The organism is Polaribacter sp. Hel1_33_78, from assembly GCF_900106075.1.
GTDB lineage: Bacteria > Bacteroidota > Bacteroidia > Flavobacteriales > Flavobacteriaceae > Polaribacter.
On the sequence record NZ_LT629794.1, the window covers coordinates 1,874,414 to 1,886,617 of the forward strand.

Below are 12,204 nucleotides of genomic sequence, written 5' to 3' on the forward strand. Positions count from 1 at the left end.
TTCAACAGGTACTTTAGAAACCGTATTGGCAAATAAACTATGTGCTCCCATGCAGTAATGATAATTATTTTCTGCGCTTATGGTAAGAAAAACTACTTCCGCCTCTGCAGGTGTGAAATTCCCCTCCAAACGAAACTAATTGTGTAACCATACATTTAAGCATCTAGAAGTGCCGGAAGATTAATAATTGGGGATTATTTTATTTTCCTTCCTTGCTTTTAGAAGCAAGACTTTCTGTCGGTTATCAGCTACTTTCAGCCCTATGAGAGGCTCATTTTAAATTTCTTCATAGTTTAATTGTGTTCTGTACTCATTCAGTAATAGTATCAAGTTTATTGATCCAATAATGAATGATTTTGGCAATATATTTCCAGTTTGGTTCCAGCATTAGATCGTGAGCAGCATCAGGAATTATTTCCAGATCTGCGGCATATTTTCTGGCTGTATACTCAAATTCCCGAAGGGTGAACAATTGATCTTTTGAGCCTCCCATGACCAGCAAATTATGATGAGCTGCTGTACTTTTTTTAATGGCTATTGGAAAGAGCATCTGCAGATAAGCCACAAAAGACTCTGAGCAAAGCATTGATTTGTAATATGATAAAGCATGCGAATCAATATCAGCTCTAAACATAAATTGTGGGTATGCTTGGGCAAAGCCAAGTAAATCCCGATTCAACAAATACTTAATTGCGCCCGGCCTAATTTTAATTACCCTAAGGCTGGAGGCTAATGCCCCACTTGGTGGTACAGAAGCCATCAGGATTGCTTTTGTGGGAAGGCGGCAGTTCTTTAAGTAAAGCTGCACAATAAATCCTCCCATCGAATGACCAACCAAAATTGGCTGGGTATCAAACGTTGAGATGGCGTTTTCAACATCCTTAACATAATCACTTAATTTAAGATGATTGTTTGAAGCAGAACGTCCGGCCACTTCATGACCGCTCAGGTTTAATGTATGGCAGTCATAACCTAATGATTCAAAGTGAGGAATAAAATGCTCATGCCAACACCATGCGCCATGGCATAAGCCATGAATGAACAGGAGGGGAGAAAAGTCGACTCTTTCCACTATGCATTGACCTTTAATGTATTCCTTATTGGATTTTTAGATACATAATCTTTTGGCAGTTGCTGTTTTAACTGCTTAACAAATAAATGATAGTCCACGGTGATTGTATGTCGTGCAGTATTGATCTGTTTTATATGTGGGTGCGTGACTTCTCTTTTACAGAGTTCTGCAATGTTCTTTGCCCGTTTCCATTCACCTGTAATGGCCCTGGCGGCTAATTTTGCCTGAAGTTCAGATCCTGGCCAGATACAACCAAGCGGTTGAAACATGCCAATGAAAAACAGATTTTCATATTGTTCATGAAACATTTTCAGATAAAGGGGCACATCAGAATCGCTGTAGTCAATAAAATGCTTTTCGAAAAACGGATGGGCTAATATATAGCCTGTACATGCTACGATAACATCAAATTCTTCGATCGTACCATCTTTAAAAACCACCTTTTTACCATCAAACCGTTCGATATCTCCTTTAGGAAAAACCTTGCCATGTCTTAGTTTATATAGCAACTCATCGTTAATAGTAGGATGCGTACTACCAAATTTAGTTTTTGGTATTTCAAGTCCATATAATCGATTAGAGCCAGTAAGGATTTTAATGGTTAATGCAGAGAAGAAATACCTTAACTTTTTAGGCAGAAACTTTAGTTTGGAGCTGACCACATCACTTGGTTTTCCAAACAAGAATTTAGGAATGATTTGATAACCTCTGCGCCAGCTGATACTGGTTTTCTCACTGATTCGGCTTGTTTCCACAGCCACATCACAAGCAGAGTTTCCTCCTCCAATGACCAACACACGCTTATCTTTAAACGGAGCGGCTTTTTTATAATCATGTGAATGCATAAACTCTCCAGTGAAAACACCTGGATAATTCGGATACCTTGGTTTCCAGTGGTGGCCATTGCAAACGATAAGGTGCGTAAACACTTCTGTATGTTCCTGCCCATTTTTTTCGGTAGTGACCATCCATTTTTCTCGATCGATACGTATACATTTCTTTACAAGAGTGTTGAATTGAATGCAAGGATATAAATCAAAGTGTTTGGCATAAGCCTGAAAATACATTCTCAGCTGGTCATGGGAAGGGTAGTCAGGAATGTTTTTTTCAAAATCATCGAAAGTGAAATCTTCATATTGTGATAAGTTTTTGGAGCTAATGATATGCGTAGTTTCAAAAACACTGGAATTACCGCCATTTTCATTATAAATCCAATTGCCTCCGACATCATGGTTAAAGTCATAAGCAATTACGTCCAGACCTTTATCTTTTAAATTTTTTATGGTAGTTATCCCCGAAGGTCCTGCACCTATTACACAAACTTTTTCCATTATATTCTTTATTTATAAAGCAAATATACTAATAAATGACACTTGTGTCAACTTTTATAAAAAATAGATTATCCTTTTTTGAGAAAAATGACCAGAATTCCTTTTCTTTATGGCTTAATAAATCGAACAGATTGGGGAAATTACAGGAAAATAAGAAACGAAATGAAACTACAATTATCAATGCGGCATTCGAATTATTTGTAAATAAAGGACTTGACAGCACAACTATCAGTGATATTGTAAAGGGCAGTAAACTGGCCAGAGGTACTTTCTATAATTATTTTCAAAGCAAGGAGGAAATATGGGATTTAATCGTCAAAAAACTCGTGGAAAATGTCAATGCCCGTCTTATAGAAGAGCGTAAAAATGCAAATGATATATATGAATTTACCTATAACGCCTTTTTAGGATATGCTCATGTTCTTCAGGAAAATAAATATTTAGATTTGTTGATTAGAAACCAGGCCAATTTCAGAAAGAGTGTTTTTTCAGCTGGGTTACTTAATTCTATTTATGCTTACCTCGAAAAGGATATTGCTAATTCGCCTTATTATAATGGATTGACGATGAGTCAAATTCAATTAATAAGTTATTCCATGATCGGGTCTGCAATCGAACTCATCATCCAGGCACACCTAAATCAACAAACTACATCCATGGAGGAATTGGGTAAATATTTTGCGGATCTATTTATTGGCGGATATGAAAGAATTATATCTAAATCCAGACGAGAAAGTCAGATAAAATAGCGGAGAGATTGTGGCGCTAGTTTTAAATACTTCAATTTAGTGGCAGAATAGAATTTACATTACTAAACTTTTGAAAAGCGCAACAAATAATTAAGGAATTCGCTGAATCAGATAGGTGGTAATCAGTATTATCGTGACAGCAAATATTATATTAAGTAGAATCTTCTCTACAACTAGGCTGGCTGGTAAGGCAGAATAGCGGGTTGTGTTTTGTTTTGTGGGCTGAAGCTTTATTCTGTCTTGATTTTTTTGTTTCTTTTTTATCAAGAAAAAAAGATATAATGAAAACTTAAGAAGTTCAAAACATCAATTTCAATTTTACATAATATTGGAAGTTCCAGTTAAATAAAGGTTAAATAGTAACGAGAATAGAATAAGTGCTTAGAATTTTATTTTTCTTAAAATTTAAGCTCTTGTGGGAAGTTTACGAAAATGGTATTAGAAAAAAATATTGACGGAATATTATAGAATAACATAATCTTATATAAATTAGAAATGTTAGCTTTTGTGCGCTGGCAAGTGTTGGAAAATTGTGTTTAAAAAAATTACTGCGTAGCATAATTATTTTAAAAAAGCAATCGAGCGCATTGGTGTGCGGCAATTTTACATAATGGCTAATTATAGTTACAAACAGCAGGATGTTTATTATTTAGTACTAAACCCAAGAGCCTAATGTTTAATGACCCAAGTTCTACAGTTTATTGTGTGGATAAGATTTCTGGGATATTTAACATAATAGAGAATTATAGCTATCAAATAAAATCCAGAAGTTAATTAGCCGTAATTTCTTTTAACATAATATCTATCGATATAAACCTAAAGGTATTATATCTGATATTATGTGTAAATAGCCTGAAATACGGCTATACAGAAATTACTGTATATTTGTACTATAATTTATATTATGTTAAATAGGTTTTTTGATAATATATAAACCTACTCTATAATACCTCTAACGTTCAATTTGAAAAATGCCTCCTATTTGAGAATACAAATTAACCAACAACTTGTATTAATCCAACCACTTTAAAAAATAAGCCGTAATTTCTTCTTTCAATTCATAGTGCATTTTAATATAAGTTCTCATATCTTCAACTATAGGTTTGTGTTCTCCAAAATAATTTTCATTAAGTTTATGACTATTGAGAATAGTCAATTCCTTTTTACATCTGTGCTTTAATTTTGAAATTACATCTTTTTCAATTAAAATTCTATTTTGAAATTGCTCTAAAGGAATTAAAGCGTTTTTGTTATATTCTCTTTCAGCAACTTCTTCTAGTTTTTCTTCAAACGTGCACATTTCATCAAAATGAAAACTCAACTCTTTTCGCCAAGTTTCTAAATTAAATTTAAAATCACTTACAAGTGATATTTTGGTTTGCATTTTATAAATTATTTAAATTAAACTGATTGAACAACTAACTCTTTTTGAACATTTGCAGGAACTGTTTGATAGGACGAAAAGACAGTACTAAAGGTCGCTTTTCCTTGCGTTATAGATCTCAAAACAGCAGAAAATCCAAACAATTCTACCGCTGGAGTTATGCATTTTAAAATTTGATAATTATCTTGAGTTTCAATTCCTAGAATCATAGACCTTCTCGACTGCAACTCTGTCATTACATTCCCCATCATTTGCTCCGGTACTTTTATAGAAATTTCTTTTGTAGGTTCTAACAATCTGGGATTTGCATTTAAAAATGCTTCTTTAAATGCATTTGCAGCGGCTATTTTAAAAGAAATATCATTAGAATCTACTGAATGCATTTTTCCATCATACACCATTACTCTAATATCTCTTGCAAATGATTTTGTTAACGGCCCAGATTCCATCACTTCTAAAATCCCTTTAAGTACTGATGGTAAATAACGCGTATTTATAGCCCCACCAACAATACAATTATAAAATACTAGTTTGCCTCCCCAAGTTAAATCTACCACTTCTTTACCTCTTATATTGAACCCTTCCGGCTCTGGCATATTTTCATACCAAGGGGCTATTTTCATATGAACTTGTGCGAACTGTCCAGAACCTCCAGACTGTTTTTTATGTCTGTAATTTGCCGTCGCAGAGCGCTGTATAGTTTCTCTATATTGAATTTTTGGTTTTTTAAATCCCACTTTTATACCGTAAACATGTTCCAAAATCCAAGTGATAGTGGCTAGATGCAATTCTCCTTGACAACCTAATAAAGTTTCTTTAGTTTCTTTAGAATAACTCAGCACAATTGTTGGATCCTGACTTTGTAAACGTCTTAAAGATTCACTTAATTTTTCTTCGTCTTTTGTATTCTCCGCGAAAACAGCTTTCGTAATTCTTGCATCTGGATACTGAATTGGTTTAATCGTAAAACCTTTTTCTTTGGTTGATAAAGTATCATTTGTTTCCGTAAATTTTAATTTGGTAGTGGCGCCAATATCTCCTGTAGATAATTTATCAACGGGTTCTTTATTTTTGCCATCCATAATATATAATTGATTGATCGTTTCTGTTTCACCATTTCTGCTATTTATCAATTTGTCATTTACATGTACTTCACCAGATTTTACTTTAAAAAAGGTAATTTGACCAAGATTTGGTTGATATGTTGTTTTGAACACAAACAAAACAGGATCTGCATCTTTGTTGCGCTGTATTTCATTTCCTTCTAAACTTTGTTCTGGTTTAAGATCTGAAGCTGCTGGTGCAACATTATCTATAAAACCCATTAAACGACCAATTCCCATATTTTTTAATGCAGAAACACAAAAAACAGGAAAAAGATCATGATTTAACATTCCTTTCTTAATTCCTTTTCGCATTTCATCTTCATTTAATGTGCCTTTATCAAAAAAAAGTTCCATTAATTCTTCATCATTTTCTGCTGCTTTTTCTACTAACTCATTATGCAGTTGATTGGCAGTTTCAAGTTGTTCTTTAGGAATTGAAAATTTTTCAGGCTTCCCTCCTTGTGCATCAAATTTGTACATTTTCATCTTTAAAACGTCAATAATGCATTGGTTACCATCCATAATTAAAGGATATTGAATTTTTATAGCATTGCTACCAACTAGTTGCTTTATACTATTAAAACTATTTTCAAAATCAGCTTGCTTATGGTCTATTTGGTTTACCACAAAAAGTGTTGGCTTGTGGTATTTGTCAATATAATTCCAAATAATTTCTGTCCCAATTTCAACACCATATTTGGCATTTATAACGGTTGTTATTGTATCAGAAACTCTAATTGAAGAAATAATTTCTCCTATAAAGTCATCTAAACCAGGTGTATCTATAATATTAATCTTATAATTTCTCCATTCTGTGTGCAAGGGTGTTGCAAAAACTGAGGCCTCTCTTTGATGTTCTATCTCATGATAATCTGAAACAGTGTTTTTATTCTCAATTGTTCCTCTTCTTTTAATAATTCCTGCCTCATACAGCATTGTTTCAGCTAAAGTGGTCTTACCACTATTATGAGCACCCACAAAAACAATGTTTTTTATGTGTTTATCATCATATATTTTCATAAAGATATATTTATAAGTTTGCCCCATAAATTTAAAAACTTTATAAAATTAAAAACATGATTTTTATTAGGTTTTAAAATTATTTACATATTCCGTATATAAAAATTATAATCTTTTAAAACAGATAGCCTAACACCTATAATCGGAACTTAATAAATTAGATACTTTACTAAATAATGTTAAAGTTGCTAGTTTAGTGACCTCATCATTACTTTATTTTTTTAAATTTTAAACTCTTATTAAATTTAAATAAAGGTATTTTTGACCCGTGGAAATAAAACAGAAATCAGAACTAGAATTTATAATTGTAATGGCATCTTTAATGTCATTAGTGGCATTATCTATCGATGCCTTATTACCAGCAATTGCAGATATCAGTAAAGCAATACATATTGTAAACCCAAAAAACAATCAGTTATTTATAACAATGATTTTTTTGGGATTGGGTTTTGGACAACTTATTTCAGGACCTTTATCAGATAGTTTTGGCAGAAAACCAATTATTTATGGAGGTTTTATCGTTTTTGCTTTTGCTAGTTTAATATGTGTTTTTGCATCCAGTTTAGAAATCATGATTGTAGGCAGAATTTTACAAGGAATAGGACTCTCTGCTCCAAGAACTATTAGCATAGCAATGGTTAGAGATCGTTTTAGCGGCAATTACATGGCGAAAGTAATGTCTTTTATTGTGGTGATCTTTATTCTCGTACCAGTAGTTGCTCCTGCAATAGGAAAGCTAATGTTAGATATATATGGATGGAAATCTATTTTTTATAGTCAGCTGTTATTTGGTTTTTTTACCATGATCTGGGTATGGAAACGGCAACCAGAAACATTAAAAATAGCACATCGTAAAAAATTTAAATTTTCCCTTTTTATAGAGGGCACTAAAGAATTTTTAACACACAAATATGCTGTTATTTTTACATTATTTTCCGGTTTTATTACGGGTTCTTTCATGGTCTATTTAAGTGCAAGTCAACGGATATTTGAAGAACAATACTACCTAAAAGAAGAGTTTCCATTTATTTTTGCCGGTCTAGCCATAAGTATTGGTTTGGCAACTTTTTTAAACGGAAAACTAGTTGTAAAGATTGGTATGCATAAATTGGTGTCAATCTTTACTATAGTATTTACGATAATTCCAGTTTTTTATATAGTCCTGTTTTCTGGAGAAAAGAATCCAAGTATTTATGTTTTAATTGTATTTTTCGGTTTACAATTCTTTTCTATTGGTTTTCTTTTTGGAAATACTAGAGCGCTGGCCATGGAACATATTGGACATATTGCTGGCATTGGAGCTGCTATAAATGGTTTTGTTTCTACAATTATGGCAGTACCAATAGCCACATTTATAGGAAGTTATATTAACGAGACTGCGCTACCTCTTTTTATTGGTTTTTTTGTTTGTGGATTTTTGTCTTTATTGTTAATTGCCTCTTTAAAATTTAAAAAAAAGGAAGGCCTAGTTTTAAAATCAACTTAAAATATGAGTTTAGAAATTATCTTTGAAGATGAATATCTTTTGTGCGTCACAAAACCCAATAATGTTCTGACCCATCATGCATTTCATTCTAGAAATGTTGCAGATGAGGATTCTTTATTACAAATTATACAAAAAGAGAGAGGTTTAAAGGTATATCCAGTGCACAGGTTAGATCGAAAAACTTCAGGAATTATGATGTTGGCAAAAGAAACTCGTTTTGTTTCTAAATTTCAAGAATTGTTTACCAATAAAGAAATTCAGAAAACCTATTTTGGTATTGTTCGCGGATTTTCTCCGGAGACTAGAACCATAGATTCTCCTGTAAAAGGAAGAGATGGAAAAATACATAAAGAAGCATTAACAGAGTTAAAAACGTTAGAAACGGTCCTTTTAAATATCCCTGTAAAACCCTATGATTCTTCTCGGTATAGCTTCGTTGAATTAGCACCAAAAACAGGAAGAATGCATCAGTTAAGAGTACACACTAATAAAATTAGTCATCCTTTAATTGGAGATTCTAAATATGGTGATAAAAACCACAATGTAATGTTTGATGAAAATTTTGGATGTAAAAACTTGTTTTTACATGCAGGAAAACTCGAGTTTATAAACCCTTTTACCTCAGAAAAAACAATTTTAAAAGCTACTTTTCCAAAAGATTGGATTGCTTTATTTGAACAATTTTCTTGGAGAAATCCTTTGATATAGATATTCATCTAACTTTTAGTGAATAACAACAAATTATAAGGACTCTTATTTCACGCGAAAAAAAAAGATTCATAAAGAAAAATTTTCAAATTCTCTATGAATCTTTATCTAATACTATTTTATTGCTCTATCGATTCAGAATCAAATCGAGTCAATTCATTTTCTTCAAAAGCAGCTGTTAATTCTATGGGATTGCAACAAACTTCACAATCTTCTATATACGTTTGTTCTCGAACACTTGCATCTAAAATCATTGAAATTTCTTCCCAACAATATGGACATTGAAAAAAATGTTCCACTAATCTTCAATTACTTTTAAAACAAGTTTACCTTTTTTATCCCCAGAAAATAATCTATTGTAAGTTTCCTGAAAATTTTCTATTCCTTCATAAATATCTTCTTTAGATTTTAGTTTACCTTCTTTCATCCACATACCCATTTGCTGCGCAGCTTCCCCAAATTTTTCAGTATAATCCATAACTACCATTCCTTGCATTGTAGAACGGGTTACTAATAAAGATAAATAATTACTAGGTCCATCAATTTTAGATTTGTTGTTATATTGAGAAATTGCTCCACAAATAACAACTTTTGCGTGCATTCTTAGTTTACTTAAAGCAGCATCCAAAATAACCCCACCAACATTATCAAAATATACATCCACTCCTTTTGGACACTTTTTCTTTAATGCTGTATAAATATTTTCAGATTTATAGTCTATAGCTTCATCAAAACCTAATTCATTAATAAGATAATCACATTTCTCTTTTCCGCCAGCAATGCCGATTACTGTACATCCCTTAATTTTTGCAATTTGTCCTACAATACTTCCAACAGCACCTGCAGCACCAGAGACTAATACAATATCTCCTTCTTTAATTTTACCAACTTCTGTAATTCCAAAATAAGCGGTCATCCCTGGCATCCCTAAAGTACCAATATACATTGGCATTGGTGCTAAACGCTCATCCACTTTGTACCAACCATCTCCATTGGTAATTGCATATTGTTGCACACCTCCCCAACTTGTAACGCAATCTCCAACTTCAAATTTAGGATTTCCATTATTTTTAATCACTTTTCCTACTGAACCTGCTCTCATTACATCATCTATAGCAACTGGTGGAATATATGATTTTGTGTCATTCATCCAACCCCGCATTGCAGGATCTAAAGAAATATAGTGATGTTGTACTAAAATTTCTCCTTCTTCTAATTCAGGAATTGGATTTGATTCTAATTGCCATGTATCCGCATTCGGAACCCCAGAAGGACGTTGTTTAAAAATAATTTGTTTATTGTTCATAAATGATTTTTTTTTCGAATGCTAAATATAATCAATAATTATGTAAATCTTGAATTGCTTCTAATAAGGTTGATTTCCCTAAATATTGTTGTTCCAAATCTGATTGAAAAGGAATTGGCGTATCTATACTCGCCACACGTTTTACTGGTGCGTCTAAAAACTCAAAACAATTTTCATTGATTAAAGCGGAAATATCACTTGCAATTCCGCCAAACATAGAATCTTCTTGCACTAAAAGTGCTTTTCCTGTTTTTCTAACAGATTGATAAATTGTTTCTACATCCAGAGGTTGCAGGGTTCTTAAATCAATTACATCTGCAGAAATATCCAATAAAGTTTCTAAAGCTTCTAGCACCCAATGAACGGCCGCTCCGTAACTAATAATTGTTATATGATTTCCTTTTTTCAAAACAGCAGCTTTACCAATTTCAGTTGTAAAATAACCGTCAGAAACTTCCTGATATATAGACCTATAGAGTTCCTTATGTTCAAAAAACAAAACAGGGTTTGGATCATTAATAGCAGACGCTAATAAGCCTTTTGCATCTTGTGGAAATGCAGGATAAATCACTTTTAAGCCTGGTGTTTTTGTAAACCATGCCTCATTTGTCTGACTATGAAATGGGCCAGCTCCTACTCCTGCTCCACAAGGCATTCTGATTACAACATCTGCATTTTCAGACCACCTATAATGTGATTTTGCCAACAAGTTCACAATGGGATTAAATCCTGAGGAGGCAAAATCTGCAAATTGCATTTCCATTACTGATTTTATTCCGTTTACCGATAAACCATATGCTGCAGCAACAATGGCTGATTCACAAATCGGAGTATTTCTTACCCTTTCTTTACCAAAAGCCTTTACAAAACCATTTGTAATTTTAAATACTCCACCATATTCTGCAACATCTTGTCCCATAATGACCAAATCATTATGTTTTTCCATGGACAGTTTTAATCCATCAGAAATAGCATCTACTAAACGAATTTTTGTTTTTTTTGATGATGGTTTTACTTCTTTATAATTAAACTCTTTATAAACATCCTTGATTTCAGTTTTTAAATTTGGAATTATTTTTTCTTCATCAAAAGCCATATTAAGATGCTCATTTATTTCATGCACTATTTCTTCTTTATAAGCAACTTCAATCTCTTCAGTAAGAATACCTTTGTTTATTAGATACTCTTGATAATTTTCTATAGGATCTTTTGCTGTCCAAAAATCTAATACATCCTGAGGAACATATTTTGTACCACTTGCTTCTTCATGTCCTCGTATTCTAAAAGTTTTAAACTCTAATAAAACGGGTCTTGGATTTTTACGGACACTTTTAGCTAACGCAAGAACTTTTGTATATACTTCAAGAATATTATTACCGTCAATAATATGACTTTCCATGCCATAACCAATTCCCTTATCCGAAATATTTTCACAATTAAATTGTTCTTCTATAGGCGTAGATAAACCATAACCGTTATTTTCTACGCAAAATAAAACAGGTAAACTCCAAACTGAAGCTACATTTAAAGCTTCATGAAAATCACCTTCGCTAGTGCCTCCTTCTCCGGTAAAAACAGCACAAACCTTATTATTATTCTTCAGCTTATTAGCTAGAGCAATTCCATCTGCCACCCCTAATTGCGGACCTAAATGCGAAATCATTCCTATGATATTATATTCTTGGGTCCCAAAATGAAAACTTCTATCTCTACCCTTTGTAAAACCATTCATTTTACCTTGCCACTGAGAAAACAATCTATGTAATGGAATTTTTCTAGTTGTAAAAACTCCTAAATTTCTATGCATTGGTAAAATATATTCGTCTTTATCTAGAGCACATGTAACTCCTATAGAAATTGCTTCTTGACCAATACCAGAAAACCATTTAGAAATTTTACCCTGACGTAATAAAATTAGCATTTTCTCCTCAATCAAACGAGGTTTTAACATGCTTTTGTACAAATTCAATAATACACTCTTATCTAAGTTGTTATTTGAATTATATTCAATTTTTGGGCTCATAAATTATAAATTACATAAT

General features: G+C 32.5%; 10 protein-coding genes. 3 read left to right on the top strand and 7 right to left on the bottom strand.

The window, feature by feature from the left end; translation table 11 throughout:
* Positions 1-310: 310 nt before the first annotated feature.
* Together BLT88_RS07980 and BLT88_RS07985 are read right to left on the bottom strand one after the other, a co-directional pair.
* On the bottom strand, positions 311-1,072 hold the full coding sequence (locus BLT88_RS07980) for an alpha/beta hydrolase (protein WP_157691162.1): 762 nt from the start codon (positions 1,070-1,072) through the stop codon (positions 311-313).
* Positions 1,072-2,403 carry an NAD(P)/FAD-dependent oxidoreductase gene (locus BLT88_RS07985; RefSeq protein ID WP_091954083.1) on the bottom strand — a complete coding sequence of 444 codons (1,332 nt, stop codon included), beginning with the start codon at positions 2,401-2,403 and terminating at the stop codon, positions 1,072-1,074. The genes BLT88_RS07980 and BLT88_RS07985 overlap by 1 nt, the downstream gene beginning before the upstream one ends.
* A gap of 131 nt (positions 2,404-2,534) precedes the next feature.
* Between BLT88_RS07985 and BLT88_RS07990 the strand changes: the two genes are divergently transcribed.
* The gene (locus tag BLT88_RS07990) at positions 2,535-3,152 is read left to right on the top strand and encodes a TetR/AcrR family transcriptional regulator (protein ID WP_157691164.1); all 618 of its coding nucleotides are present in this window, start codon (positions 2,535-2,537) and stop codon (positions 3,150-3,152) included.
* A 1,012-nt stretch (positions 3,153-4,164) separates the two neighbouring features.
* Here the strand turns inward: BLT88_RS07990 and BLT88_RS07995 are convergent.
* Both BLT88_RS07995 and BLT88_RS08000 read right to left on the bottom strand, forming a co-directional pair.
* Entirely contained in the window at positions 4,165-4,536 is a 372-nt protein-coding gene (locus BLT88_RS07995; RefSeq protein ID WP_091954086.1) for a hypothetical protein, read from the bottom strand.
* Positions 4,537-4,553: 17 nt separating this feature from the next.
* Complete coding sequence (locus BLT88_RS08000; RefSeq protein WP_091955726.1) at positions 4,554-6,662, bottom strand: translation factor GTPase family protein; 2,109 nt, start codon at positions 6,660-6,662, stop codon at positions 4,554-4,556.
* Positions 6,663-6,930: 268 nt separating this feature from the next.
* Here BLT88_RS08000 and BLT88_RS08005 point away from each other — a divergent pair, with 268 nt between their 5' ends.
* Together BLT88_RS08005 and BLT88_RS08010 are read left to right on the top strand one after the other, a co-directional pair.
* Positions 6,931-8,148 carry a multidrug effflux MFS transporter gene (locus BLT88_RS08005; protein WP_091954088.1) on the top strand — a complete coding sequence of 406 codons (1,218 nt, stop codon included), beginning with the start codon at positions 6,931-6,933 and terminating at the stop codon, positions 8,146-8,148.
* 3 nt (positions 8,149-8,151) lie between these two features.
* Positions 8,152-8,856, top strand: a complete 705-nt coding sequence (locus BLT88_RS08010; RefSeq protein WP_036786458.1) for a pseudouridine synthase — start codon at positions 8,152-8,154, stop codon at positions 8,854-8,856.
* A gap of 119 nt (positions 8,857-8,975) precedes the next feature.
* Here the strand turns inward: BLT88_RS08010 and BLT88_RS08015 are convergent, their stop codons facing one another.
* The 3 genes from BLT88_RS08015 to BLT88_RS08025 are packed head-to-tail and all read right to left on the bottom strand — an operon-like array spanning position 8,976 to position 12,185.
* Positions 8,976-9,155 carry a CPXCG motif-containing cysteine-rich protein gene (locus tag BLT88_RS08015; RefSeq protein ID WP_157691166.1) on the bottom strand — a complete coding sequence of 60 codons (180 nt, stop codon included), beginning with the start codon at positions 9,153-9,155 and terminating at the stop codon, positions 8,976-8,978.
* Positions 9,155-10,162 carry an NADP-dependent oxidoreductase gene (locus BLT88_RS08020; protein WP_036786463.1) on the bottom strand — a complete coding sequence of 336 codons (1,008 nt, stop codon included), beginning with the start codon at positions 10,160-10,162 and terminating at the stop codon, positions 9,155-9,157. Before BLT88_RS08020 ends, BLT88_RS08015 begins: the two co-directional genes overlap by 1 nt.
* A 31-nt stretch (positions 10,163-10,193) precedes the next feature.
* On the bottom strand, positions 10,194-12,185 hold the full coding sequence (locus BLT88_RS08025; RefSeq protein WP_091954091.1) for a thiamine pyrophosphate-dependent enzyme: 1,992 nt from the start codon (positions 12,183-12,185) through the stop codon (positions 10,194-10,196).
* Positions 12,186-12,204 lie beyond the last annotated feature (19 nt).

Bases quoted from the DNA above. Each gene is read 5' to 3' on its own strand.
- BLT88_RS07985 (WP_091954083.1), bottom strand. From the start codon at position 2,403: ATGGAAAAAGTTTGTGTAATAGGTGCAGGACCTTCGGGGATAACTACC.
- BLT88_RS07995 (WP_091954086.1), bottom strand. From the start codon at position 4,536: ATGCAAACCAAAATATCACTTGTAAGTGATTTTAAATTTAATTTAGAA.
- BLT88_RS08000 (WP_091955726.1), bottom strand. From the start codon at position 6,662: ATGAAAATATATGATGATAAACACATAAAAAACATTGTTTTTGTGGGT.
- BLT88_RS08010 (WP_036786458.1), top strand. From the start codon at position 8,152: ATGAGTTTAGAAATTATCTTTGAAGATGAATATCTTTTGTGCGTCACA.
- BLT88_RS08020 (WP_036786463.1), bottom strand. From the start codon at position 10,162: ATGAACAATAAACAAATTATTTTTAAACAACGTCCTTCTGGGGTTCCG.
- BLT88_RS08025 (WP_091954091.1), bottom strand. From the start codon at position 12,185: ATGAGCCCAAAAATTGAATATAATTCAAATAACAACTTAGATAAGAGT.